19 protein-coding genes and 1 pseudogene are annotated in these 26,360 nt (G+C 68.4%); 10 read left to right on the plus strand and 10 right to left on the minus strand.

Annotated elements, in window-relative coordinates:
* Positions 1 to 2: 2 nt before the first annotated feature.
* Both CDN38_RS08215 and CDN38_RS08220 read right to left on the minus strand, forming a co-directional pair.
* Complete coding sequence (locus tag CDN38_RS08215) at positions 3 to 296, minus strand: DUF3017 domain-containing protein (RefSeq protein WP_075510981.1); 294 nt, start codon at positions 294 to 296, stop codon at positions 3 to 5.
* Positions 293 to 1,144 (minus strand): bifunctional methylenetetrahydrofolate dehydrogenase/methenyltetrahydrofolate cyclohydrolase, encoded by an 852-nt coding sequence (locus tag CDN38_RS08220; RefSeq protein ID WP_075510980.1) that lies wholly within the window; start codon positions 1,142 to 1,144, stop codon positions 293 to 295. The genes CDN38_RS08215 and CDN38_RS08220 overlap by 4 nt, the downstream gene beginning before the upstream one ends.
* A gap of 39 nt (positions 1,145 to 1,183) precedes the next feature.
* On the opposite strand from CDN38_RS08220, the gene CDN38_RS08225 reads away from it, so the two are divergent.
* The 3 genes from CDN38_RS08225 to CDN38_RS08235 all read left to right on the plus strand — a co-directional run bounded on the left by CDN38_RS08225 (position 1,184) and on the right by CDN38_RS08235 (position 7,576).
* Positions 1,184 to 2,368, plus strand: a complete 1,185-nt coding sequence (locus CDN38_RS08225; RefSeq protein ID WP_075510979.1) for an NADH:flavin oxidoreductase — start codon at positions 1,184 to 1,186, stop codon at positions 2,366 to 2,368.
* Between the two features lie 93 nt (positions 2,369 to 2,461).
* Entirely contained in the window at positions 2,462 to 5,080 is a 2,619-nt protein-coding gene (locus CDN38_RS08230; RefSeq protein WP_075510978.1) for an ATP-binding cassette domain-containing protein, read from the plus strand.
* Between the two features lie 24 nt (positions 5,081 to 5,104).
* Complete coding sequence (locus CDN38_RS08235; protein ID WP_075510977.1) at positions 5,105 to 7,576, plus strand: ATP-binding cassette domain-containing protein; 2,472 nt, start codon at positions 5,105 to 5,107, stop codon at positions 7,574 to 7,576.
* 23 nt (positions 7,577 to 7,599) lie between these two features.
* On the opposite strand, the gene CDN38_RS08240 is transcribed toward CDN38_RS08235, so the two are convergent.
* The 5 genes from CDN38_RS08240 to CDN38_RS08260 are packed head-to-tail and all read right to left on the minus strand — an operon-like array spanning position 7,600 to position 12,271.
* Entirely contained in the window at positions 7,600 to 8,160 is a 561-nt protein-coding gene (locus CDN38_RS08240) for a pentapeptide repeat-containing protein (RefSeq protein WP_075510976.1), read from the minus strand.
* A gap of 5 nt (positions 8,161 to 8,165) precedes the next feature.
* A complete protein-coding gene (locus tag CDN38_RS08245) occupies positions 8,166 to 8,759 on the minus strand; it encodes a GTP-binding protein (RefSeq protein WP_075510975.1) in 594 nt (197 codons plus the stop codon).
* On the minus strand, positions 8,740 to 9,123 hold the full coding sequence (locus CDN38_RS08250) for a DUF742 domain-containing protein (protein WP_036418194.1): 384 nt from the start codon (positions 9,121 to 9,123) through the stop codon (positions 8,740 to 8,742). Before CDN38_RS08250 ends, CDN38_RS08245 begins: the two co-directional genes overlap by 20 nt.
* Positions 9,099 to 9,530, minus strand: a complete 432-nt coding sequence (locus CDN38_RS08255; protein ID WP_075510974.1) for a serine protease inhibitor — start codon at positions 9,528 to 9,530, stop codon at positions 9,099 to 9,101. Before CDN38_RS08255 ends, CDN38_RS08250 begins: the two co-directional genes overlap by 25 nt.
* Positions 9,527 to 12,271, minus strand: a complete 2,745-nt coding sequence (locus tag CDN38_RS08260) for a sensor histidine kinase (RefSeq protein ID WP_099318896.1) — start codon at positions 12,269 to 12,271, stop codon at positions 9,527 to 9,529. The genes CDN38_RS08255 and CDN38_RS08260 overlap by 4 nt, the downstream gene beginning before the upstream one ends.
* Positions 12,272 to 12,803: 532 nt before the next feature.
* Between CDN38_RS08260 and CDN38_RS08265 the strand changes: the two genes are divergently transcribed.
* A complete protein-coding gene (locus CDN38_RS08265; protein WP_075510973.1) occupies positions 12,804 to 13,472 on the plus strand; it encodes a GAF and ANTAR domain-containing protein in 669 nt (222 codons plus the stop codon).
* 25 nt (positions 13,473 to 13,497) lie between these two features.
* On the opposite strand, the gene CDN38_RS08270 is transcribed toward CDN38_RS08265, so the two are convergent.
* Complete coding sequence (locus CDN38_RS08270; protein ID WP_233026811.1) at positions 13,498 to 14,529, minus strand: helix-turn-helix transcriptional regulator; 1,032 nt, start codon at positions 14,527 to 14,529, stop codon at positions 13,498 to 13,500.
* Between the two features lie 193 nt (positions 14,530 to 14,722).
* Between CDN38_RS08270 and CDN38_RS08275 the strand changes: the two genes are divergently transcribed.
* Together CDN38_RS08275 and CDN38_RS08280 are read left to right on the plus strand one after the other, a co-directional pair.
* The gene (locus tag CDN38_RS08275) at positions 14,723 to 15,205 is read left to right on the plus strand and encodes a tRNA (cytidine(34)-2'-O)-methyltransferase (RefSeq protein ID WP_075511033.1); all 483 of its coding nucleotides are present in this window, start codon (positions 14,723 to 14,725) and stop codon (positions 15,203 to 15,205) included.
* A gap of 121 nt (positions 15,206 to 15,326) precedes the next feature.
* Positions 15,327 to 17,105, plus strand: a pseudogene (locus CDN38_RS08280) (PE family protein).
* 12 nt (positions 17,106 to 17,117) lie between these two features.
* Here the strand turns inward: CDN38_RS08280 and CDN38_RS08285 are convergent.
* Entirely contained in the window at positions 17,118 to 17,762 is a 645-nt protein-coding gene (locus CDN38_RS08285; protein WP_075510972.1) for a nitroreductase family protein, read from the minus strand.
* Positions 17,763 to 17,785: 23 nt separating this feature from the next.
* Between CDN38_RS08285 and CDN38_RS08290 the strand changes: the two genes are divergently transcribed.
* Positions 17,786 to 18,196: a TIGR03667 family PPOX class F420-dependent oxidoreductase gene (locus CDN38_RS08290; RefSeq protein ID WP_075511032.1), complete on the plus strand. Its 411-nt coding sequence runs from the start codon at positions 17,786 to 17,788 to the stop codon at positions 18,194 to 18,196.
* Between the two features lie 79 nt (positions 18,197 to 18,275).
* On the opposite strand, the gene CDN38_RS08295 is transcribed toward CDN38_RS08290, so the two are convergent.
* Entirely contained in the window at positions 18,276 to 21,578 is a 3,303-nt protein-coding gene (locus CDN38_RS08295) for an error-prone DNA polymerase (RefSeq protein WP_075510971.1), read from the minus strand.
* A 175-nt stretch (positions 21,579 to 21,753) separates the two neighbouring features.
* On the opposite strand from CDN38_RS08295, the gene CDN38_RS08300 reads away from it, so the two are divergent.
* The 3 genes from CDN38_RS08300 to CDN38_RS08310 all read left to right on the plus strand — a co-directional run bounded on the left by CDN38_RS08300 (position 21,754) and on the right by CDN38_RS08310 (position 26,026).
* Positions 21,754 to 23,112 (plus strand): wax ester/triacylglycerol synthase domain-containing protein, encoded by a 1,359-nt coding sequence (locus CDN38_RS08300; protein WP_082277151.1) that lies wholly within the window; start codon positions 21,754 to 21,756, stop codon positions 23,110 to 23,112.
* Positions 23,113 to 23,153: 41 nt separating this feature from the next.
* Positions 23,154 to 24,317: a trehalose-phosphatase gene (otsB, locus tag CDN38_RS08305; RefSeq protein WP_075510970.1), complete on the plus strand. Its 1,164-nt coding sequence runs from the start codon at positions 23,154 to 23,156 to the stop codon at positions 24,315 to 24,317.
* Between the two features lie 308 nt (positions 24,318 to 24,625).
* Positions 24,626 to 26,026 carry an APC family permease gene (locus CDN38_RS08310; RefSeq protein ID WP_267888277.1) on the plus strand — a complete coding sequence of 467 codons (1,401 nt, stop codon included), beginning with the start codon at positions 24,626 to 24,628 and terminating at the stop codon, positions 26,024 to 26,026.
* Positions 26,027 to 26,360 lie beyond the last annotated feature (334 nt).

Consider the following 26,360-nt stretch of genomic DNA (forward strand, 5'->3'; position numbering starts at 1 on the left):
GCTCAGCCCGTGCCCAGCGGGTCGATCGTTGACGCGATATAGACCATCGCGGCCCCCACCCCCGCCATGGTCGTGAAGTCCGTTCCCTTGCTGCGCACCACCAGCAGACCGGCCATCTCGTCGGACAGCACCAGCCGCAGCGCGGCCGCCACACCCACGCCGATCCCGATCAGTAACGCACCTCGGCGCCAGAAGTTCGCCCCCACCAGCACGAACGCCACCACGAAAATCAGCCCGACGAGCAGGATCGGCCACTGCGCGCGAAACGTGTGCGCCAGGGTGGCCCGCGCCGTCATCGCTGCTCGGCCAGCTCGACGACGTTGGTCAACAGGAACGCCCGGGTCAGCGGCCCGACGCCACCGGGATTCGGCGACACGTGACCGGCGACCTCCCACACGTCGGGGTGTACGTCGCCGACCAGCCCGCCCGCGGTGCGGCTGACTCCGACGTCGACCACCGTGGCGCCGGGGCGCACCATGTCCGCGGTCAGCATGTGCGGCACCCCGACGGCCGCCACGATGATGTCGGCTTGCCTGGTCAAGGCCGCCAAGTCGCGGGTTCCGGTGTGGCACAAGGTCACCGTGGCGTTCTCGGAGCGGCGGGTGAGCAGCAGCCCCAGCGGGCGGCCCACCGTCACACCGCGGCCGATGACGACGACGTGCGCCCCGGCGAGCTCGACGTCGTAGCGGCGCAGCAGGTGCACGATGCCGCGCGGCGTGCAGGGCAGCGGCGCCGGGGTGTTGAGGACCAGCCTGCCGAGGTTGGTCGGGTGCAGCCCGTCGGCGTCCTTGGCCGGGTCGACGCGCTCCAGCGCCGCGTTCTCGTCCAGATGTTTGGGCAGCGGCAGCTGCACGATGTAGCCGGTGCAGTCGGGGTTGGCGTTCAGTTCGTCGATGGTCTCGTTGAGCGTGGCGGTGCTGATGTCGGCGGGCAGGTCACGGCGGATCGAGGTGATGCCGACCTTGGCGCAGTCGGCGTGCTTACCCCGCACATAGGCCTGCGATCCGGGGTCCTCGCCGACCAGGATGGTGCCCAACCCGGGGGGGCGATCCGAGCCGGAAGCAGTCAGTGCCGCCACCCGCCGCTTCAAGTCCACGAAGATCTCGTCGCGGGTGGCCTTGCCGTCCAGCGTGATTGCGCCCACGGCAGACAGTGTGGCACGTCCGCCGCGTACGCTCCTGACATGGCCGATGCCCCCGACGTGTTCAGCCCGGCCCAGCTGGGCCCACTGACGCTGCGCAACCGCGTCATCAAGGCCGCGACGTTCGAGGCGCGCACACCCGATGCGCTGGTGACCGACGATCTGATCGAGTACCACCGGCTGCCGGCGGCGGGCGGGGTCGGCATGACGACGGTCGCGTATTGCGCGGTCTCGCCCGGCGGCCGCACCAGTGGCGACGGGATGTGGATGCGTCCGGAGGCGGTGCCGGGGCTGCGCCGGCTCGCCGAGGCCGTCCACGCCGAGGGCGCGGCGGTCAGTGCCCAGATCGGCCATGCCGGCCCGGTGGCCGACGCCCGGTCCAACCAGGCAACCGCGCTGGCTCCGGTGCGGTTCTTCAATCCGCTCGCGATGCGGTTTGCCAAGAAGGCGACCCGCGACGACATCGCCGACGTGACGGCCGCGCACGCCAACGCCGCCCGTCTTGCCGTCGACGCCGGCTTCGACGCCGTCGAAATCCATTTGGGCCACAACTATCTGGCGAGCTCGTTTCTGTCGCCACTGATCAACCGGCGCGACGACGAGTTCGGCGGGTCACTGCAGAACCGGGCCAAGGTGGCCCGCGGATTGGTGCTGGCCGTTCGCCGCGCCGTCGGACAACAGATCGCGGTGACCGCCAAGCTCAACATGGCCGACGGCATCCGCGGCGGCATCACCATCGAGGAAGCGCTGACCACCGCGAAGTGGCTGCAAGACGACGGCGGACTGGACGCGCTGGAGCTCACCGCCGGCAGTTCGCTGGTCAACCCGATGTACTTGTTCCGCGGCGACGCGCCGGTCAAGGAATTCGCCGGCGCCTTCAAGCCGCCGCTGCGCTGGGGCATCCGGATGACCGGCCACAAGTTTTTCCGCGAATACCCCTACCGCGATGCTTATCTGTTGCGCGACGCTCGGCTGTTTCGCGCCGAGTTGTCGATGCCACTGATTTTGTTGGGCGGAATCACCAACCGGGAGACGATGGACCTGGCGATGGCCGAGGGATTCGAGTTCGTTGCGATGGCCCGGGCGCTGCTGGCCGAGCCCGACCTGGTCAATCGGATCGCCGCCGAAGGACAGCAGGCTCGTTCGGCGTGCACACATTGCAATCTGTGCATGCCCACGATCTACAGCCGTACCCGGTGCGTGGTCACCGGTGCGCCGGACCGCTGACGATGCCCGCCGCGCAGTATAAGGCGGAGTTACCCGCGGCTGCGGAACGTTTGCTGTGTAGGAGAAAGATGTACGGGAGTTACAGTTGAAACGATGCCTCAATCTGCCCCGCCCGCGCTGACTGTTCGCTACGACGGGTCGGAACGCACCTTCGCCGCCGGCCATGACGTGGTAATCGGCCGTGACTTGCGCGCCGACCTGCGTATCACGCATCCGTTGATCTCCCGGGCACATCTGCTGCTGCGGTTTGACCAGGGCCGGTGGCTGGCGATCGACAACAATTCGCTGAACGGGACCTTCTGCAACGGCCGGCGGGTGCCGATGGTCGACATCCACGACGGCCAGAGCGTCAACATCGGAAATCCCGACGGGCCGTTGCTGACCTTCGAGGTCGGCCGGCACCTGGGGATGGTCGGACGGCCGCCGCAAACCGAGTCGATGCGCCTGGCCGCCCAGTCGTCACCGTGGCCGCCGCCGACCCAGGCTTCCGGTCAGCCGGGGCCGCCGCCGGCCGGACGCCAGTCGAATTGGACCGCGCCACCGTCGGCTCGACCGCATCCCGGCCCGCCGCCCCCGTCGAAATCGGGGCAACCGATGTACCCCAGCAGTTCGTCTTCACGGCAATCCGGGTTTGCCCCGGGGCCGCTGCGGCAGCCGTCGAACTATGCATCGGTCGCGCCTCGCCCCGCGCCACCCACGCAGATGCAGCCCAGCGCCGCCAAGCCGCCGGACGTGGCGAACCTGGCGACCAAGATGATCCATGCGCTGTTGCCGCGGACCGGGTCCAACGAAATGCCGGCGGGCTCAGTCACTATCGGCCGCGCCACCGACAACGACGTCGTCATTCAGGACGTCCTGGCGTCGCGACACCACGCATTCCTGACCATGACACCGCTGGGCACCGAAATCCGCGACGCCCACAGCGTCAACGGGACGTTCGTCAACGGGGTCAGGGTCGGGTCGGCGATCTTGAGCGACGGCGACATCGTCACCATCGGCAACGTCGACCTGGTATTCACCGGGGGCACGCTGATTCGCCGCACCGAAGCGGCCACCCGCACCGGCGGCCTGGAGGTCAAGTCGGTCAGCTTCTCCATCGACGGCAAGCAACTGCTCGACCAGATCTCGCTGACCGCGCGGCCCGGCACGCTGACGGCCATCATCGGCGGTTCCGGCGCCGGCAAGACCACACTGTCGCGGCTGATCGCCGGGTATACCAGCCCCAGCTCGGGAACGGTGACCTTCGAGGGCCACAACATCCACACCGAGTACGCGTCCATGCGCAGCCGGATCGGGATGGTCCCCCAGGACGACGTCGTGCACCGGCAGCTGACCGTCAACCAGGCCCTCGGTTACGCCGCCGAACTGCGGCTGCCGCCCGACACCAGCAAAGCCGACCGTGACCAAGTGGTCGCCCAGGTACTCGAGGAACTCGAGCTGACCAAACACGCCGACACCCGGGTGGACAAGCTGTCCGGCGGACAGCGCAAGCGAGCCTCGGTGGCGCTGGAGCTGCTCACCGGGCCGTCGCTGCTGATCCTCGACGAGCCGACCACGGGTCTGGACCCGGCGTTGGATCGACAGGTGATGATGATGCTGCGGCAACTCGCCGACGCCGGCCGGGTGGTGCTGGTGGTCACCCACTCCGTGTCCTACCTGGACGTTTGCGATCAGCTGCTGCTGGTGGCACCGGGCGGCAAGACGGCGTTCCTGGGTCCGCCCGACGAGATCGGCCAGGCCATGGGAACCACCAACTGGGCCGATATTTTCGCCAAAGTCGGCGCCGACCCCGACGAGGCCAACCGCCGCTTCCTGGCCGACAAGCAGGCCCAGCCGGCGTTTCCGTCCCAGGCCAGTCCCGCTGCCGACTTGGGCGAACCGGTGCACACCGACGTGCTTCGCCAGTTCTCCACGGTCGCCCGCCGCCAGGTTCGCTTGGTCGTTTCCGACCGCGGCTACACGGTGTTCCTGGCATTGCTGCCGTTCCTCATCGGGGTGCTGAGCCTGACCGTTCGCGGCAAGACGGGGTTCGGCATGTCGGATCCGATGGGCAACAATCCCGCCCAGCCCGACCAGATTCTGGTGATGCTCAACGTCGGCGCGGTGTTCATGGGCACCGCGTTGACGATCCGCGACCTCATCGGTGAGCGTCCCATCTTCCGTCGCGAACAGGCGGTCGGCTTGTCGACCGCGGCCTATCTGGCCGCCAAGATCGTGGTGTTCTCCGCGTTCGCGATCATGCAGGCGGCGATCGCCACCACCATCTGTGTGATCGGCTGGGGCAAGCCGCTTTCCGACGCGGTGCTGCTGGGAGACGTCAGATTCGAGCTGTTCGTCACCGTGGCCGCGACCTGTGTGGCTTCGGCGCTGCTGGGCATGGCACTGTCGGCGCTGGCTCAATCACAGGACCAGGTCATGCCGATGCTGGTGTTCTCCATCATGTCTCAGCTGGTGTTCTCCGGCGGCATGATCTGGGTGACCGACCGGATCCTGCTCGACCAGCTGTCTTGGGCCACGCCCGCCCGCTGGGGCTATGCGGCATCGGCGTCGACGATCGACACCCACCGGCTGGTACCCGGCCCGACCGATCCGAAAGACCAGCACTGGGACCACAAGGCGAGCGCGTGGCTGTTCGACATGGCCATGCTCGGGGTGGTGTCGATCGCCTATACCACCATCGTGTGGTGGAGGATTCGGCTCCGACGCCGCTGACGCGGGCGCAACTAGGGTGAAGCGATGACCCGAGCTCACCGGCCGGTGCTGACAGTGCGGTCGGACCGGTCGCAGCGCAGCTTCGCACCGGACGCTGACGCGATCGTGGGCAGTGACCTGCGTGCCGACCTGCGCGTCGCGCACCCGCTGGTCGCCGGGACGCACGTGGTGGTGCGCTTCGAGCAGGGCAACTGGATCGCCATCGACAATTCGCGGACCGGGATGTACGTCGACGGCCGCCGGGTGCCGCTGGTGGACATCCGGGACGGTCTGATCGTCCACCTCGGCAGGCCCGACGGGCCACGCATCAGCTTCGAGGTCGGGCATCACCGAGGCATTATCGGCCTGCTCCCGCAGACCGGCTCCCCGCCGCCGGGGGGTGGGCCCGTCGGCACCGAGCAGCAGCGTCGGCCGCCCGCACAGTCACCGGGAGCCGCGCCGCCGGCTCCCGGCCCACCCGGCTACCCCGGCTACCCGGAAGCCCGGCGCACCACCGTCATACCGGTTTCCCCGCCTCCCCCGCAGGCGGGACGCGACACCACGACGCGCAACGTCCTGGCCGCCGACTCCCACCCCGCGCCGCCACGCGGGGACATCGCCTGGATCGGCCGGGCCCTCGACAACGACATCGTCGTCGCCGACGTGCTGGCATCGCGCCACCACGCATTCTTGACCCCCACGCCGGTGGGCACCGAGATCAACGACGCACACAGCATCAACGGGACGTTCGTCAACGGGATCCGGGTCGGCTCGGCGATCCTCCGCGAGGGCGACGTGGTCACCATCGGCAACGTCGACTTGGCGTTTACCGGGGACACCCTGGTCCGTCGCACCGAAGCCGCGGCCCCCACCGGCGGCCTGGAGGTCAGCGCGGTCAGCTACCGCGTCGACGGCACCGCGTTGCTCGACAACGTGTCGCTGACCGCGCGGCCCGGCACGCTGACCGCCGTCATCGGTGGCTCCGGCGCGGGCAAGACCACGCTGTCGCGGCTGATCGCCGGCTACGCCAGCCCCACCTCGGGCACGGTGACCTTCGAAGGCCACAACATCCACACCGAATACGCATCGTTGCGCAGCCGGATCGGGATGGTCCCCCAAGACGACGTGGTGCACCGGCAACTGACCATCAACCAGGCGCTCGGCTATGCCGCCGAGCTCCGGCTGCCACCCGACACCAGCAAGCAGGATCGCGCGCGGGTGGTCGCCGGCGTGCTCGAGGAGCTGCGGCTCACCGAGCACGCCGACACCCGCGTCGACAAGCTGTCCGGCGGCCAGCGCAAACGCGCCTCGGTGGCCCTGGAACTGCTCACCGGCCCGTCGCTGCTGATCCTCGACGAGCCGACCTCGGGCCTGGACCCGGCGCTGGACCTGCAGGTGATGACGATGCTGCGGCAACTCGCCGACGCCGGCCGGGTGGTGTTGGTGGTCACCCACTCGCTGACCTACCTCGATGTCTGTGATCAGGTGCTGCTGATGGCGCCCGGGGGTAAGACCGCGTTCCTGGGTCCGCCCGACCAGATCGGCCAGGCGATGGGCACCACCAACTGGGCCCAGATTTTCGCGAAGGTCGGCGCCGATCCCGACGAGGCCAACCGGCGCTTTCTGGCCCGCAACCAGCCCCCCGCACCGGCACAGACCGAGACGCCCACGGACCTTGGCGCACCGGCGCACACCAGCGTGCGCCGCCAGTTCTCCACCATCGCGCGCCGACAGGTTCGGCTGGTCGTAGCCGACCGGGCCTACTTCACCTTCCTGGCGGCGTTGCCGTTCGTCCTGGGCGCGCTGTCGCTGACGGTTCCGGGCGACACGGGGTTCGGCATGGCCCAGCCGACCAGCCAGACGCCCGACGAGGCCGCACAGATTCTGACGCTGCTGTCCATCGCCGCGATCTTCATGGGTACCGCACTGACCATCCGCGATCTCATCGGCGAGCGCGCCATCTTCCGTCGCGAGCAGGCCGTGGGGTTGTCGACGAGGGCCTACCTGGGCGCCAAGGTCACGGTGTTCTCCATGTTCGCCATCACTCAAGCGGCGATCACGACCGGGGTCGTGCTCCTGGGCAAGGGCGTACCGACCCAGCAGGCGGTGCTGCTCGGCAACCCCGGCTTCGAGCTGTTCACCACGGTCGCTGCCACCTGTGTGGCCTCGGCGATGCTGGGCTTGCTGCTGTCGTCGGTCGCCCGGTCCAGTGAGCAGATCATGCCGTTGCTGGTGGTATCGCTGATGCTGCAGCTGGTACTCTCCGGCGGCCTGGTCCCGGTGACCAACCGGATCTTCCTGGACCAGTTGTCGTGGGCGGTCCCCGCGCGGTGGGGTTATGCGGCGTCGGCGGCAACGGTCAACCTGCGCGAGCTGGTGCCCGGCTCGTACAGTCCCGAGGACAGCCACTGGACGCACTCGCGCGCGGCGTGGCTGTTCGACATGGCGATGCTCGCGACGCTGTCGGCGGCCTATGCCGGCCTGGTGTGGTGGCGCATCCGGCTCAAACGCCATTGACCGGTCAGGCCCGGAGCCTGGCCTTACGCGTCGGCGCCGCCGTCCAGCCGCAGCCCGTGTGCCAGCGCAAATGCGAGGGCCTGCGGAACGTCAATGCGGGCACCTGTCAGCGACGCCGTCGTCCACAATGACGGGTCCACGGTGGCCCCGCGCAGGTCGGCGCCGTCCAACTGGGCGCCGGTGGTGCGCGCGCCGCTCAGGTCGGCGCCGCGCAGCACGGCCTTGCGCAGGTCGCTCTCCACCAGGCTGGCCTCGCGCAGCCGGCAGCCGCTCAAGTCGACCCCGCGCAGGTCGTTACCGGCGAGCACCGCAAGGGTGAAGTCGACCTCGTCAAACGTCAGCGGCCGCATCCGGCACTGCGCAAACACCGAGCCAAGCATGCTGCATTGTGCAAATGTGCTGTGCCACAAGGTAGTTCGTTCAAATGTGCAGTTGCGAAACGCCGATCCCCGATGTTCGGATTCGCTGAGGTTGACGCCGCTGAAGTCGCATTCGGTGAACACCACGCGTTCTGTGCACAACCGGCTGAGGTCTTCGTCGCGGAAATCCCGGCCGTCGAACTCGCGGTCCACCCAATGCCGCAACGCGGTCAGCTGCCCGTCAGGCTGGCCAGGGCGTATTCGCTGACCGCGATCAGCGCGTCGGTGGCAGACCTGCGGCTGCGGGCGTCGATGCTGATCACCGGGATGTGCGCGGGCAGCGTCAGCGCCTGACGCACCTCGGCGGCCGGATACCGTGGCGCGCCGTCGAATTCGTTGACCGCGACCAGGAACGGCAGGTTGCGGTGCTCGAAGAAGTCGACCGCGGCGAAGCCGTCCTCCAGACGACGGCAGTCGACCAGGACGATCGCGCCGATGGCGCCGCGCACCAGGTCGTCCCACATGAACCAGAACCGGCGCTGGCCCGGAGTGCCGAACAGGTAGAGCACCAGATCCTCGCCGAGGGTGATACGGCCGAAGTCCATCGCCACCGTAGTGGTCCGCTTGTCGGGGGTGGCCTCGATCATGTCGACGCCGGCCGAGGCATCGGTGACCATCGCTTCGGTGCGCAACGGCATGATCTCCGACACCGCGCCAACGAACGTGGTCTTGCCGGCGCCGAATCCGCCCGCGATCACGATCTTCGTGGAGGCATGGGCCGCGGAACCCCGCCCCGGGTGCACCTCAGAGTGCTTGGAGGCCACGCAGCGTCCTTCCTATGAGTTCGCGGCGCTCATCGCTGGTCGAGCGGTCGGTCATCGTCCGATGCACCCGAAGGTAGTCGGAGCTGACCAGATCACCCACCAAGACGCGCGCGACGCCGACCGGCAAATCCAGCCGGGCAGCAATTTCGGCCACCGACGGGTTCGACGGGCCGTCGAGGCACAACCCGATGATCTTGCCTCTCGTGTCGTGCGGCGGCCACCGGTGAGCCGAGCCCGCCGGCAGCGCCTGGACCGCGGCTTCCAGTGGCAGGTCGATGTCGGTGCCGGTGCGTCCGGCCGTCAGGGTGTACGGGCGGACCAGATTCGCCCCCGGCCGGGCTAGCGGCGGCTCGCGTCTGTCCATTGCGGCTCGGGTTGGGCACGGCGGGAGGACTGCACGACGCTGCCGACCCGCTCGACCAGGAGGGCCATCTCGTAGCCGATCTGTCCGATGTCGCATCCGGTGACCGCCAACGTCGCCAGGTGCGAGCCGTCGCCGACCCGCATCAGCAGCAGAAAGCCGTTCTGCATCTCGACCACCGACTGCAACACCTGACCACCCTCGAACAGCTGGGCGGCCCCGGTGGCCAGGCTGGCCAGGCCGGAAGCCACGGCCGCCAGCTGGTCGGCGCGTTCCTGGGGTAGATACTCGCTGGCGGCCAGCGGCAGACCGTCGACGGACACCAGCAGGGCATGCGCGACGCCGGGCACCTCGCGGGCGAACTTCGACACCAGCCAGTCCAGCGGGCTGTCCAACGAACGGGTGTTCATTGCTGATCGGCTTCCTGACTGGTCGTGCGGGCGTGCGCCCGGCCGGTGTGCACGCCACCGAAGTGGCTGCCGATGGAGGCTCGAACCGCATCGGGGTCGCGCACCGCGGCCGCAGCCGGCGGTTGCCGGTCGGGCTGCGGTCCGCCGCCGGGCTCGGGTTCGGCGGCGCCGGGGACCAGCCGGGCGCCGGGGGTGCGCACCGGCAGGCCGTGGTCGGTGCGCGATTCCACCGGCTGGTCCTGGGCCTGGGCGGCGGCCGACCAGCCGCGGTCCCACACCGACCGCCAATCCAGATCCGGGCTTGCGGCCAGCTCGCGCGGGTCACCCAGCATTTCCGACAGCATTCGTTGGTAGATCACGTCGTCATCAACGGGACCGGCTGGAACCGACGGCGTGGGCGGCGGATCGGCGGGCCGGGCACCGGCGGCAGCCGAGCGCTGTGCGAAAAACGCCGAGGTATCCGACGCGCTGGCCTGCTTGGCGGGCGGTTTCTGAGCCGGGGTCTGTCCGGCATCCTGGCGGGCTTCGTGTCCGGCATCCTGGCGGGCTTTGTGTCCGGCATCCTGGCGGGCTTCGTGCTGGGTCTCCCACCAGGGCGTTTTCAGTTCGCGCCGGGCCGGTGGCTGGCGCCCGGCGGGCTGGGCGGGAATGTCGGTGATGCCGCTGGAGCCCGGGTTGCGGCGCGGCAGCAAGGTCACCGGCGGCACCGGCTTGTCGGCACCGTTTTGGTACGACGCCTCCGAGGCGGCCGGGTCCGGCGCCGGTTCGGGGGCGGGCGGCTTGATGATGAAGGGCCGCGGCGTGGCCGCGGGCGCGCCGGCCTGGCCCACTGCCGCCTCGCCGGCCAGCACGGCAACGGGCAGGTAGACCTCGGCCGTGGTGCCATTACCGGCTTCACCGGTCGACGGGCCGCGCAACCCCACCCGGATGTCATGGCGGGCCGCCAGCCGGCCAACCACGAAAAGACCCATGTGGCGCGCATTGTCAGGGGTCACCTCGCCGCCGGACTGCAGCCGCATGTTGGCGATGCGCCGATCGGAGTCGGTCATGCCCAAGCCGCAGTCGGCGATGCGCAGCAGCACCCCGCCGGCGCTGCCGCGAACCGCCGACACCCGAACCGTCGTGGTGGGCGGCGAATAGCTCAGCGCGTTGTCGATCAGCTCGGCGAGCAGGTGGATGACACCGCCGCCGGCCGTCCCGATCACCATGCAGTCGGCCACGCCGCCGACGGAGACGCGGCGATAATCCTCGACTTCCGAGACGGCGGCGCTGACCACCGTCGGCAACGGAACCGGCTCACGTCGTTCCCGGGAAATCTCCGCGCCCGCCAGAACCAGCAGGTTGGCGCTGTTGCGGCGCAGCCGCGCGGCCAGGTGATCCAGCCGGAACAGGCTGTCGAGCCGGTCGGGGTCCTGCTCGTTGCGCTCGAGCCGGTCGATCAGCGACAGCTGCTGGTCGACCAGGGAACGGCTGCGCCGCGACATGGTTTCGAACATGTCGTTGACCAGCAGCCGCAGCCGCGCCTCATCGCCGGCCAGCAGCAGGGCCTGGGTGTGCAGCGCGTCGACCGCATGGGCGACCTGGCCGATTTCCTCGGTGGTGTAGACCGCCAGCGGCTCCGGCTGCGGCTCGGCGCCGGCTCGCACCCGGGCGATTTCGCCCTCGAGGTCGGTGTGGGCGACTTTCAGCGCGCCGTCGCGCAGCACCCGCAGCGGCCGGACCAGCGCGCGCGCCACGAGCAACACGACGATCAGGGCGATCGCGATGGCGGCCAGCACCACCGCGGCGTCGCGGATGGCGGCGTCGCGCCGCGCGGTGGCCTGCGCCTGGACCGAGTTCGTCACCGACGCGGTGGCGTCCTTGATGACCTGTTCGGCGATTCCGTCGGTGACCTTGATCGAACGCAGCAGGTCGGGGTTGTCGACGAGTTCGCTGGCCGGATCGGACATGATCGCCATCCGGGTGAGCAGCTGCTGCTGCAGATTCTTGGCGTCCGGCGAGCCGACGCCGAGCACTTCGCTCATCCCGAACAGCGTCGACGGTTCGGTACCGGCCAGGGTGATCATCGAGGTGCGCAGTTGCGGCTCGGGAAGATCGGCGCCGCGGGTCACCAGGATCTCCTGCATCGTCATCTGCCCGCGGGCTCCGACGGCGCGGCTCAGACCCTGAACCTGGGCCCGGATCTGCTCACTGTCCACCCGCACCGACGCGTTGATCGCATCCTCGGCCGTCAACAGCTGCGACGCATAGGTGGTGATCCGGTCCCGCAGGCCGATGCTGTTCTCCAGCACCTTGTCCAGCAACACCTGGCCGCCGTTCAGCAAGGTGTTCACCCCGGACCGGACGTCGGGGATCACGTCGGTGTCGGCCAGCCGGGTCTGCAGCTCGTACTTGCGGGACGTGAAGTTCTTCTTGGCTCCCTCGACGTCGCGTCCGGTGGAACCCGCCAGCAATGCCACGTCCAGGGCCGACATGTACTTGGTGATCGCCGGTATCACGTTGGCGCGGGCGGCGGCCAGTCGCAGATTGCCGGAATTGGCCATCGCGGCGTCGACCCGCAATACCCCGAACACCATCGCCAGCAGCAGCGGTACCACGGCGATCGCGACGACTTTCCAGCCCACCGGCCAGTTGCTCAGCGACCAGGCCGCGGGGCGGGCCCTCGCGGGCCGCGGTCGGGCGCCGGGCACCCTGGGTGGAACCGCCGCGACCGGGGTGGTCGGGCGGGCGAACATGGTCACGTTATTGCGGCCGGGCAACCGGCCGCACCCCTGATTCGTCGCGCTCGCAGAGACCAGAGACTCATCAAAACTTCCTGCCTTGTTCCGCCCGGCCCGGCAGCTCAGAGCCAACGCAACGCCTGGCAATCCGACGAGTATGACAGGCTCCCCTGTGAACAAAGCCGAGGCCTCCACAATTGTTACTGAGCAGATAACGCCCGCCGCAACACACCGGGGCGCCGGCAGTAGTCCGAAATGCGAAGACTGCGTGGTCGGCGGCAATCCGGCATGCGAAGCAGTTTCCGCCTTGCTCCTCAATTGTGTTGTGCTGCAATGGATTAGCGTATGCCAGGGCACCATGCGCAGCGATGAGCACATCGGCGGCGGCGTTTGTCGGCCTGGTCGGCGGATGGGATAGTCCTGCATGAAGGGGGCTGCACGGGTGCCGGTCGGGAGGGAGTGAGGATTCATGCGCTGCGGTGAGGGTGCCGACTCGCGCTCCCACGACGGCTCGAGACGGCCCGAGACGGCGTTGTCGCCTGAGCGACAACACATGTACACGGTGCTCAGCGAGGTCGACGAGTTGCAACGCCGGGGCGAAACGGATTTCGAATCGGCGCTGCGCGACATCAACGCGATCACGGTGGCTTCGGTCCCCGGCGCTCAGTACCTCGGCGTCACCGTCGTCGACACCTCCGGGACCATCAAGACGTTGGCTGCCACGCACCGTTACCCGGCCTTGCTCGACGACATCCAGCGCGATGTCCGCGAGGGCCCGTGTCTGTCGGCGGCCTGGGATCAGCACACCATCCGCATCGACGACCTGGCGACCGATGGGCGCTGGCCGCGCTATCGCACCGCCGCGCTGGACCGCACCCCGGTGCGCTCGATCATGTCGTTCCGGCTCTTCGGCAGCGACAAGGCACTAGCCGCCCTGAACTTCTACGCGGAGCCCTCCCGGGCCTTCGACGACGAATCCATCGAGCTGGGACTGATCTTTGCCGCACACACCACCGTGGTCTGGAACCTGATCCGCCGCCAACAGCAATTTCGCAGCGCGCTGGCCAGCCGCGATCTGATCGGCCAGGCCAAGGGCATCCTCATGGAACGGTTCGACATCAACGGAGTCGCCGCTTTCGAATTGCTGCGCCGGCTGTCCCAGGAATCCAACACCAAGATCGTCGAGATCGCCGAGAAGCTGATCGAACTCAAGCGCCGCTAGCGCGCTTAGTGTCCTACCCCTGGGTTCAACCCCGCAACGTCGCATGGGGCGAGCGGCCGTAGGTCTCTCGGTAGTAAATGGCGAACCTGCCGATGTGGGTAAAGCCCCATCGACTGGCGATCTGCTTGACCGTGGCGCTGGCCCGGGAGGAATCCAGCAGCTCGCGGTGAGCCCGGTCCAGCCGGACTCGGCGAAGATACTGCATCGGCGTGCAGTCCAGGCGCTGGCGGAACATGTACTGCAGGGCACGCGGGGTCACGTAGACGTGGGCGGCGATGTCCGCCAACGCGATGTCTCGGTGAGCGTTTTCCTCGACGAAGGCCATGGCCCGGCGCAGCAGCACCGGCTGGGCCGAATCGCGCCGGTCGGTCGCAGTGGGATCGAGCAACGCGCTATGGGGGAAGGCGTTGAGGATGGCGACGGCCAGGTGCGCTGCCGCGGTGTCGATCACCAGCGGCGCCGAGGCGGCGCTCGGATCAGCCAGAATGTGGTCACGCAGATAGTCGATCAAGGCGCAGAGTCTGTTGCCGGCCGCAACCGACACCGGTCGATGGCCGGTCAACCGAACCGGTTGGTGGGCGCTGTCCGGGGCATTGGCTGCCACCCGATCCAGCAACGTGGGGTCAAACCCGGTCAGCTGGTAGCCCGCGTGGCTCACCCGTCCGGAATGGGGCAGCTCCGGCGGGCCGATCACGGCGAGCTCACCGGGGGCGAACACGTGCTGCGGTTCGCCGACGAAGTTCTCCTCGATCCGGCCACTGCGGACCCGGCAGACCAGGATCTTCCCCAGCGGGTTTGCGTCGTAGCTCATGTCGTAACTGAACGCGAGTTCGTCGACGCTGAGCGAGCCCAGGCAACGACGTTGGATACGGGCTCGGCACTGGCGGCCCTCGCCGCTGATACGCATCTTGGTATAGGTCCGCACGAGGAAATCTTCGGTCTCAGCGAGATCGCTGCTGTCGAAATCGACGTCGCGCAGCGCACTCGTGGCCGGTTCGCGGGCCGGTGGCTTGGACCGGGCCGCCGGCCCGGTCGAAATCGAGATCTCACACCGCACTCTTTGCCCTTTCGCCGCAACGGTCCAGTCGCCGTTACCGCGGCACCGCCGCCCGCGGTCCGGGCCCCGAATTCCCGATGTGGCGGGCCGCTGATCCGGTCCACGCAGCGCCTTATTCAACCGTACCGGTGTTGGTCACCTGGGTCCGCTTCGTCGCAATGTGACGCGACGCATGCGCTGAGAGGATGGCGTGGTGTTCAAGCTGATGTTTGTTTCCCCACGTATTGCCCCCAATACCGGAAACGCCATCCGCACCGCCGCCGCAACCGGTTGCGAACTGCATCTGGTGGAACCACTGGGTTTCGACCTGTCCGAGCCCAAGCTGCGGCGGGCCGGTCTGGACTACCACGACCTGGCGTCGGTCACCGTCCATGCGTCGCTGGCGGCGGCGTGGGACGCGCTGTTGCCGGCGCGGGTGTTCGCCTTCACCGCCCAGGCCATGACGTCTTTTTCCGACGTCCGCTACGGCGCGGGGGACGTGCTGATGTTCGGCCCGGAACCCACCGGGCTCGACGAGACGACCCTGGCCGACGCGCACATCACCGAGCAGGTGCGCATTCCCATGCTGGCGGGGCGGCGGTCGCTGAACCTGTCCAACGCCGCGGCGGTGGCCGTGTACGAGGCCTGGCGGCAGCATGACTATTGCGGAGCAATCCAGGGGCCCGGTTGCCTGTGAGCCAGATGCCCTTCGCCTGCGAAACCGGCTGTGGCTGCCGGACAAACGCCGGATCGGGCCTGCCGGGCCGCAATACGGTGAAGAATCGCGGATTTCGCAGTAATGGCCCTAAAGGACAGCGATGTCTTACGTGGTAGCGGTCCCCGAAGCGGTGAGCGCGGCGGCGGCGAAAGTGGCCGGCTTCCGGGATGGCGCTCAGTGACGCGAATTCGTCGGCGGCGCTCGCCACCACCGGGTTGCTGGCCGCCGGTGGCGACGAGGTGTCGGCGGCCATAGCGTCGTTGTTTTCCGTGCACGGCCAGGGCCACCAACAGGTCGCCGCGCAGATGACGGCGTTTCACGACCGCTTCGTGCAGGCATTGACCGCCGGTGCGGGCGCTTATGCCCACGCCGAGGCGGCCAACGCCTCCCCCCTGCAGACCCTGGAGCAAGACGTGCTCGGCGTGATCAACGCCCCGACCCAGGCCTTGTTGGGGCGTCCGTTGATCGGCGACGGTGCGGCCGGCACCGCTACCCATCCAACGGAGCAGACGGCGGACTGCTGTTCGGCAACGGCGGCGTCGGCTACAACAACAGCGCCACCGCCGCCATGGCCGGCGGCAACGGCGGCAGCGCCGGGCTGATCGGCAACGGCGGCGCCGGCGGGGGCGCGGCCGGTGGCGCCGGTGGCGCGGGCGGCTGGCTATACGGCAGCGGCGGCAACGGCGGCATCGGCGGGAATGCGGTCATCGCCGGTGGCGCGGGCGGCAACGGGGGCCCCGGCGGCGCCGCCGGGCTGTGGGGCACCGGAGGCAGCGGCGGCCACGGCGGCAACGGCCTGCCCGGCAACGATGGCGTCAATCCCACCCCCGTCACAAACCCCGCGCTCAACGGCGCCGCCGGCGACAGCAATATCGAGCAAAACACCCTCTGGAGCGGCACGCGAGGCGGTGACGGCACGCCCGGGGGTACCGGCGTCAGCGGCGGCAACGGCGGCACGGGCGGAGACGCCAATGCCAACGTCCAAAATTCCTCGGGTGGCCTCGCGGGCAGCGGCGGAAACGGTGCCACCGGTGGCGATGGCGGCGCCAACGGCGGCACGGGCGGCGCCGGCGGGCAGGCCGCGTCCTCCGGCTTCAGCTCGGGCGGTGACGGCGGCGCCGGCGGCGCTGGCGGTACCGGCACGAACGGCCAGACCGGCGGTGCTGGCGGCACCGGCGGTGCCGGTGGTCGCGGCGGCTGGCTGGCCGGCAGCGGCGGCAACGGCGGCAACGGCGGCAACGGCGCCACCGGCGGCGACGGCGCCATCGGCGGTATGGGTGGCGCCGGCGGCAGCCCCGCCAACCAGGGTGGTAACAGCGCCCTAGGCACCCAGGCGTACGGGGGCGACGGCGGCGACGGCGGCAGCGGCGGTACCGGCGGAACCGGCGGGCACGGCGGCGCCGCGGGATCCGGCGGTGACGGCGGCGCCGGCGGCTGGCTGATCGGCAATGGCGGCAACGGCGGCAACGGCGGCACTGGAGGCTTGGGCGGCGCCGGCGGCGACGGTGGCATCGGCGGCGACGGCGCCGTCGGCGGCAACGCCAAGAGCACTTCCGTCACCCCCTTCGACGCCCACGGCGGTAACGGTGGCTCTGGTGGTGACGCTGGCCATGGTGGAGCTGGCGGCGACGGCGGTGACGGGGGGCATGCCGGCACCGGCGGACGTGGCGGGTTGCTGGCCGGCCAGCAGGGCAACTCCGGCAACGCCGGCGGCGGCGGCACCGGCGGCCACGGCGGCGTCCATGGCACCCCCGGCAGCGGAAAAGCAGGCGGCATCGGCACCGGTAACGCTGCCAGCACAAACGGCGCCCCCGGCGCCGCCGGCCTCGGCGGCGATGCCTTCAACGGCGCTCACGGCAGCGACGGCAACCCAGGCTGATCCGCGGCTGGACTACCAGCCGTTCCAGTGCGTCAGGCGTTCAGCGGGCAGCCGCTTGGCCGGCCGGAAGTCGGTGCCCTTGGTGTAGGCGACCGGAAACAGCCCGCCCTGGCTGAATTCGTCGTAGGGAATGCCAAGTACCGCGGCCACCTTGCGCTCGCCGTCGTCGAGTAGGTGCAACGTCGTCCAGCAGGAACCAAGGCCGCGGGAACGCAGCGCCAGGCAAAAACTCCACACCGCCGGGAACAGCGACGCCCATAACGACACGCCGCCCAGCGGCGTCTGGTCTTCCCGGCCCTGGATGCACGGGATCATCAGCACCGGCGCCTCGTGCATGTGCTCGGCGAGATAGGTCGCGGAGTCTCTGACCTTACCCATCCGCTCACCGCGGGTGTCGCCCTCGGGGTACTCGGGCGCGGGTGCGCTGAGGTATGCCCGGGCATTGGTCAGGTAGACGTCGGCGATCGCTTTCTTGGTGGCGGCGTCCTCGACGAACACCCACTGCCAGCCCTGGGAATTGGAACCGGTGGGCGCCTGCAGCGCCAGTTCGAGGCATTCCATCAGCAGCTCGCGCGGCACCGGCTTGCCGAAGTCGAGACGTTTGCGGACCGAGCGGGTGGTGGTCAGGACTTCGTCGACGGTCAGATTCGGGGTCATGTGTGGAGGCTACCGTTGTGCCCATGAGCGTCGAACTGACACAAGAGGTTTCCAGCAGGCTCACGTCGGACCACTATGGGTGGCTGACCACGGTCACGAAGGCGGGACAGCCGGTTCCGCGGCTGGTGTGGTTCTACTTCGACGGCGCTGAGCTAACGGTGTACACCATGCCAGGGGCAGCCAAAGTCGGCCACATCAAAGCGCGTCCCGAGGTCAGCCTGAACCTGGACTCGGACGGCAATGGCGGAGGGATCATCGTCGTCGGCGGGACCGCCGCCGTGGTTGCCACCGATGTCGACTGCAGCGACGATGAGCCGTACTGGGCCAAGTATCGCGAGGACGCCGCGCAACTCGGTTTGACGGAAGCCATGGCCGAATACAGCACCCGGCTGAAGATCACTCCGACGAGGTTGTGGACAACGCCGACCGGCTAGCGAGCGGGCGGGCCGAAAGTGAACTGCACGACGCAATGTCGGCGTGTCGCGTCGTCGATTTCACTGTCAGCACCAAGGTTCAGCGGAAGTCGCGGGACCTGGAGCCCACCGCCAGGCTGATGCGGCCCAGCCGCTCGGCCACGACGGTGATTGCGCCGCTGGCGTTTTGGACTTGGCCGCGGATCAGCAGCGCCGGCGCCGTGTTCGCCAGTCTGCGGTGCCGTGCCCACACCCCCGGTGTGCAGAGCACGTTGACCATCCCGGTCTCGTCTTCGAGGTTGATGAAGGTCACCCCTTGGGCCGTCCCAGGGCGCTGCCGATGGGTCACCGCACCGGCGATCAGCACCCGGTCGCCGTCGGGCACCGATCCCAGCGCCTCTGCCGGGAGCACCCCCATCGCGTCCAGGTCGGCCCGCAGGAACTGCGTGGGATAGCTGTCCGGGGAGATGCCGGTGGCCCACACGTCGGCGGCGGCCAGCTCCAGCTCGCTCATTCCCGGCAGCGCCGGGATGTGCGACCCATCAGCACCGTGGGCACCCACCCCGGGCAGCCGGTCCGGCCGTTGGGTGGCGGCGGCGCCGGCCGCCCATAGCGCCTCCCGCCGCGACATCCCGAAGCAGCCCAGCGCCCCGGCCGTCGCCAGCGCTTCGGTCTGCGGCACGGAAAGCTGCACCCGGGATGTCAGGTCCAGCAGCGAGGCGAACGGGCCGTTGGCTTTTCGCTCCTCGACCAGCTTCTCGGCGAGGTCGTCACCGATACGGCGGACGGCGCCCAGCCCGAGGCGGACCTCCATACCCGCGTTTTCCAGAGTCGCATGCGCCAGGCTGGCGTTGACGTCGGGACCGCGTACCACCACACCGTGCCGGCGCGCGTCGGCCACCAGCGACTGGGGTGAATAGAAACCCATCGGCTGGGCGCGCAGCAGCGCCGCGCAGAACGCCGCCGGGTGGTGCAGCTTGAACCACGACGAGTAGAACACCAGCGACGCGAAGCTCAGCGCGTGGCTTTCCGGGAAGCCGAAATTGGCGAACGCCTCCAGCTTTTCGTAGATCCGGTCGATCACCTCGTCGGGGGCGCCGTGCAGCGCACGCATACCGTCGTAGAACCGCGCGCGCAGCCGCTGCATACGTTCGGTGGAGCGCTTGGACCCCATGGCACGGCGCAGCTGGTCGGCCTCGGCGGCGGAAAAGCCGGCGCAATCGACCGCAAGCTGCATCAACTGCTCTTGAAAAAGCGGTACCCCCAGCGTCTTCCGCAATGCCGGCGCCATCGACGGATGTTCGTAGACGACCGGGTCGATGCCGTTGCGCCGCCGGATGTAGGGGTGCACCGACCCGCCCTGGATGGGTCCAGGACGGATCAGCGCGACCTCGACCACCAGGTCGTAGAACACCCGCGGCCGCAGCCTGGGCAAGGTGGCCATCTGCGCACGCGACTCCACCTGGAACACACCGACGGAATCGGCGCGGGCCAGCATTTCGTACACCGCCGGCTCGAAGAGGTCTAGCTCGGCCAGGTCCACCTCGAGGCCCTTGTGTTCGGCCACCAGGTCGATCGCATAGTGCAGTGCCGAGAGCATGCCCAGCCCGAGCAAGTCGAACTTCACCAAACCGATTGCCGCACAGTCGTCTTTGTCCCATTGCAGGACGCTGCGGTTTTCCATGCGCGCCCACTCCACCGGGCACACGTCGGCGATCGGGCGATCGCAGATCACCATGCCGCCGGAGTGAATGCCCATATGCCGCGGCAGATTCCGAATCTGGGTGGCCAGGTCGACCACCTGCTCGGGGATGCCTTCCACCTCAGCGGCCTGCCCGTTCCAGTGGCTGATCTGCTTGCTCCACGCATCCTGCTGGCCCTGCGAGAAGCCCAGCGCGCGAGCCATGTCGCGCACCGCACTGCGTCCCCGGTAGGTGATGACATTGGCGACCTGGGCGGCGTAATCGCGGCCGTATTTGTCGTAGACGTACTGGATGACCTTTTCCCGCTGATCCGACTCGATGTCGATGTCGATGTCGGGTGGGCCGTCGCGGGCCGGCGATAAGAAGCGCTCGAACAACAACTCGTTGGCCACCGGGTCGACGGCCGTGACGCCGAGGGCATAACAGACCGCGGAGTTGGCCGCCGACCCCCTGCCCTGGCACAGGATGTTGTTCCTTCGGCAAAACTGGGTGATGTCGTGCACCACCAGGAAGTAGCCCGGAAACCTCAGCTGGGCAATGACTTTCAGCTCATGCTCGATTTGAGCATAAGCCCGCGGCGCACCGTCGGGCGGTCCGTAGCGGTGGCGGGCGCCCGCCATGACCAACTGCCGCAGCCAGCTGTCCTCGGTGTGCCCGTCGGGTACGTCGAACGGCGGCAGCTGCGGCGCGATGAGCGCCAACTCGAACGCGCACTGCTCGCCCAGCTCGGCGGCGGCGGTCACCGCCTCGTGGCACCAAGCGAACAGCCGGGCCATCTCATCGCCGGACCGCAGATGCGAGCCACCCAGCGGCGCCAGCCACCCGGCGGCGGAATCCAGGGACCGCCGGGCGCGGATCGCACCCATCGCCATGGCCAGCCGGCTGCGTGACGGGTGGGCGAAGTGCGCTCCGGTGGTGGCGACGACGCCAACGCCGAAGCGTGGCGCCAGCCCGGCCAGCGTCGCGTTGCGTTCGTCGTCGAGCGGGTGGCCATGGTGGGTCAACTCGATGCTGACCCGGTACGCACCGAACCGGTCCACCAGATCGGCCAGCGCCCGCTGCGCCACGTCCGGGCCGCCTTGGCAAAGCGACTGGCGCACATGGCCTTTCCGGCATCCGGTCAAAATGTGCCAGTGCCCGCCGGCGGCCTCGGTCAACGCGTCGAAGTCGTAGCGCGGCTTGCCCTTCTCACCGCCGGCCAGATGGGCTGCGGCCAGTTGCCGGGACAACCGCCGGTAACCCTCGGGACCGCGGGCCAGGACCAGCAGGTGCGGGCCGGGCGGGTCCGGCTGCTCGGTGCGGGCCTCCGATCCCAGCGACAGCTCGGCGCCGAACACGGTACGCATATCGAGTTCGGCAGCCGCTTCGGCAAAGCGCACCGCCCCGTACAGGCCGTTATGGTCGGTGAGCGCCAGTGCGCGCAGATCCAGCCGGGCGGCTTCTTCGACCAGCTCCTCCGGCGTGCTGGCCCCGTCGAGGAAGCTGTACGCCGAATGCGCATGCAGCTCGGCATACGCGACCGACGAACCGATCCGAGCACTCTCTGGTGGCTGGTACGTCCCGCGCTGGCGCGACCAGGGGCCCTCCAAGCCGGCATCGTCGGCCGGCTCGGCCGCAACCGGCGCCCCGGCATGGCGCGGCTTGCCGTCCAGCACCCGCTCCATTTCCGCCCAGCTCGGCGGCCCGTTGCCCCAGCCCATACCGTCAGCGTATCGAACATGTGTTCGATTGTCCAGCTATCCTGCCGATGCTCGATCGCCGCTGTTAAACCCTTCGTTAACTCGGAAAACGCGTTCTTAACCTGGCAGGCCTATCGCACCCGGGCGCTCGCGACGGATACTGGACGGATTCACAAAAGGCGGTGGGGAACCCGGCATGGCACAACTGACCACATTGGACACCGGCTTGCTCAAGGCCGGGGATTCGCAATGGTACACCAGCCTGGCGACCGGTGCGGTGGCGGTCGTCAACGGTGCCGTGCCTGACTTTGATCTACTCAAAGACGTTCTGGCCCAACGGCTTCGATCAATGCCACGATATGCCCAGGTGCTCCGGGCCGAGTGGGCCGAGTGGGTCGACCATCCGCAATTCGATCCGGCCCAGCACATGCAACGGATGGCGCTGCCCAGCCCGGGCGACGACACTGAATTGTTCCGGGCGATCGCTCACGCCTTGACCCGTCCTCTCGACGTGGACCGCCCGCTGTGGGAATGCTGGATCATCGAAGGCCTCAACGACAATCGCTGGGCGATCCTGCTCAAAATCCATCCGTGCATGGCGGACGGCATCTCGGCTGCGCAGCTACTCACCGGCCTCTGCGACGATGCCGACAGCGACGCCTTCGCCAATCGCGGTGCCGTGACACCGCTTGCGGCACCGCACACCGGCACCCGAAGCCGAGCCGATGCGCTGTGGCGAACTGCCGCAGCCGTCACCACAACCGTGTTCCAGGCGGCCGCCCGCGCTGTGACCTGGCCGGTGGCGCGCACGTCGTTGACCGGACCGCTGATCACCATGCGGCGTTATCACACGGTGCGCGTTCCGCTCGCCGACGTCGACAGGGTGTGCCGCAAGTTCGGGGTCACCGCCGACGACGTTGCGCTCACGGCCATCAGCGAGGGCGTTCGGACCCTGCTACTGAACCGCGGCAACCAACCGCGTCCGGCCTCACTGCGGGTTCTCGACAAGACCGACCGGCACATCGCGACCCAACTGCCGCATCTGCCCGTCGAACAGGAAGACCTGATCAACCGACTGCGCACGGTACACGCCCAGCTGCACCTGGGCCGGCAGAGCGGCCGCGACAACCCCGTAGGGCTTTCGCAATACCCGCCTTTTTCACTGTGCGCCAAGGTGATTCAAGCGCTGACCCGGCTCTCGCAGCGCAGCGTGGTGACCCTGGCAACCGACATGACCGGGCCGCGCCACCGGCTACGGCTGATGAGTCAAACGTTGGATCGGCTGCTGCCGATCCCACCGACCGCCCAAGAGTTGAGCACCGGGGTCGCAGTGCTGAGCTACGGTGACGAGCTGGTATTCGGCATCACCGCCGACTACGACGCGGCGCCCGACATGGCGCGACTTGCTGCCGGTATCGAGCTGGGGATGGCGCGTCTGGTGGCACTCAGCCAAGACTCCGTTCTGCTGTTCTCCAGGGACCGCCGCAGGCGTGCGGCCGGCACCCGGACCGGCGGCGCGCGCAGCCGCATGTCCGCGTCCCCGGTGCGCCGCTGAGCCCGATCCGTCGGCCTTGACCACCGTGAGAAGGTGGGAAGATGTCGGTCACCATCGACCCGCGCCGCCACGATGCGGTGCTGTTCGACTCTTCTTTCGACTCGTCAGCTGACTCCGCCGAGCCGCTGATCGGGCAGCTACGCGACGCCCGCGTCGGTACCGGGGTTTACTCGTCCAGCGGTGATTGCCGAGACGCCCTGAACGACGCGGCCGATCGGCTGGCGGTGCGGCCGGGTAGGTGCGTGGTCATCGCCGTCGACCCGGCCGGCGCCACGGCCGCACGCGAGAGCGGGTTCGCGCTGGTGATCGGGGTCGACCGAAACGGACACGGTGACGCGCTGCGCCGCTGCGGCGCCGACGCCGTCGTCACCGGCCTGGGGGAGGTGCAGGTGCGCACCGGCGATCGCCGCATGTCCGAACTTCCGGACGCACTGGACGCACCTGGCCTCAACGCCCACCGGCCCGCGGTGTTCTTCGACTTCGACGGCACCCTGTCCGACATCGTCAACGATCCCGACGCGGCCCGGCCCGTCGCCGGTGCGGCCGAGGCGCTCATCCAGCTGGCCGCGCAGTGTCCCGTCGCGGTGCTCAGCGGCCGCGACCTCGCCGACGTGACAGCGCGGCTGGGCGTCCCCGGGATCTGGTATGCGGGCAGCCATGGTTTCGAGCTGACCGCACCCGACGGAACACACCACCAGAACGAGGCAGCCGCGGCGGCCATACCGGTGCTGGAGCAGGCCGCCGCCCAGCTGCGCGAGCGCCTGGGGTCAATTCCCGGTGTTGTGGTGGAGCACAAGAGGTTTGGCGTAGCCGTGCATTACCGCAACGCGGCACGCGACCGCGTCGGCGACGTCGCCGCGGCGGTGCGCGCCGCAGGCCAACGCGACGCGCTTCGGGTGACGACCGGCCGCGAGGTGATCGAGTTGCGCCCGGATATCGACTGGGACAAGGGAAAAACGCTGCGCTGGGTGATCGACCACCTGCGTTCGGGCAATGCTCCGCTCGTGCCGATCTACCTGGGTGACGACATCACCGACGAGGACGCGTTCGACGCCGTCCGGCCGGACGGCGTGCCGATTCTGGTGCGGCACACCGAGGATGGCGACCGCGCCACGGCGGCGCTGTTCGCCCTGGACAGTCCGGCGCGGGTCGCCGAGTTCACCGCGTGGTTGGCCGGTCAGCTTACTGACGCTCGCGTGAATTAACCGGCGGCGCTTGGCCTGACTCGGCGGTGGTCTTCCTCGGTTTCCTCGGTCAACAGGAGGGCCAACGACACCTGGCCGCCTGGCGCATAACCAGCACGGGGCGATCGCGGCCATCACAGCGCCTAGCGGCCACGCGCTTGCCGCCATCGGGCGCAACCGGCAAAAATCGACACCGAGTCGCTGCGCCGTCACACGCTCGTCGCATCAATAAATCGCGGCCCGCGCCAATCTATGGCACTGCCCCCTGTTGAGTGCTAACAACGCAGTGCTAACACTGCGTGCAACGGATGTCATGAGGAGGACCCGCGATCGGCAAACTTGGCTTCCGGAGCGTTGCGATGCTCGGGATCAACTCGATAATCGGAGCCGGCATCTTTCTTACCCCCGGTGCGGTGATCAAGCTCGCGGGACCATGGGCGCCCGTCGCCTACATCCTGGCGGGTCTTTTCGCCGGCATCATGGCACTGGTCTTTGCCGGTGCGGCCAGATACGTCAAAACCAATGGCGCATCGTATGCCTATACGACAGCCGCTTTCGGGCAGAAAATCGGCATCTATGTCGGTGTGACCCACGCGATCGTCGCATCGATCGCCTGGGGCGTGCTGGCGTCACTGTTCGTCTCGACATTGTTGAAAGTGGCTTTCCCGGAGAAGAATTGGGCCGACGACAGCGAGTTGCTGAGCGTGAAGACGTTGACGTTCCTCGGGTTCATCGTCGTGCTGTTGGTGGTCAATATTTTCGGCAACCGGGCAATCAAATGGGCAAACGGAACCTCGACGGTAGGCAAGGTTTCCGCGCTTTCCGTCTTTATCGCCGGCGGCCTGTGGCTCATCGTCACGCGTCACCCGAGCCATTACGGAACGGCAACTGCGCCAGGCGTTTACCAACCGGCCCCCTATGCGTTGTTCGGCGGGATTCAGCTCGCGCACGGTGCCGTCTCGGGACTGATCCTTGCCACCATCGCGGCGTTGTATGCATTCACCGGATTCGAATCGATCGCCAACGCCGCCGAGGAGATGCACGAGCCGGAACGGACGCTCCCGAAAGCCATACCGCTCGCGATCCTCGGTGTCGGCGCCGTCTACGTGCTTGCTGTCACAGTGGCGATGCTGCTGGGATCGGACAAGGTTGTCCAATCCAACGCCACGGTGCGATTGGCGGCGGCCATCGACGACGGCCCGTTGCGCACGACCGTCGTTCTCGGCGCCTTGGTCTCGATGTTCGGCATCAATGTAGCCGCCTCGTTCGGTGCGCCGCGCGTGTGGACAGCGCTGTCGGACAACCGGATCCTGCCGGCACGGTTATCGACGCAGAACCGATTCGGAGTCCCGATGATCGCGTTCGCGATCACGGCATCGTTGGCACTGGCGTTTCCACTGGCTCTTCGCTTCGATAGCGTGAACCTGATCGGGCTTGCGGTGATCGCCCGGTTCGTCCAGTTCATCATCGTCCCGATCGCTCTGCTCGCATTGGCCCGCGACACCACCGGCGACCGGCCGACGGCGAAGCGAAACCCATTGATCGACAAAGTGTTACCGATATCTGCCGTTACCGTCTCGGTGGCGTTGGCGGTGTCCTTCGACTACCGGACCATCTTCGCCACACCGCAGGGTGGCGCCAACTATTTCTCGATCGCGTTGATGGTGATCACGTTCTTGGTCGTGCCGGCGATCGCCTATCTGCACTACTACCGAACCTGCGACCGCTAGGTGCCGGGACGCGCTGATCTAGCGCCCCAAGGTGTAGTACGCAACTGCGACTTTCTCATCAGCCGCATCAGTCCCCACGGGTTCGGGGTGCTCGTTGACTCTGAAAAATGCTCGCGTTTCCGCAACAATTCCGTTGCACTCCTTTGCTTGTCGCTAAAAGCGTTCATGGGGCTGCGCCCCGTTGGGGGGAGATGGAAATCGCGTGCTGGTGCGGTTGGGTCGGTGGCTGAAGGCGCCGAGTGTGCACTGGCGGCGCCGAGTGTGCGCTGGCGGCGCCGAGTGTGCACTGGCGGCGCCGAGTGTGCACTGGCGGCGCCGAGTGTGCGCTGGGGGC

Source organism: Mycobacterium ostraviense, assembly GCF_002705925.1.
Taxonomy (GTDB): domain Bacteria; phylum Actinomycetota; class Actinomycetes; order Mycobacteriales; family Mycobacteriaceae; genus Mycobacterium; species Mycobacterium ostraviense.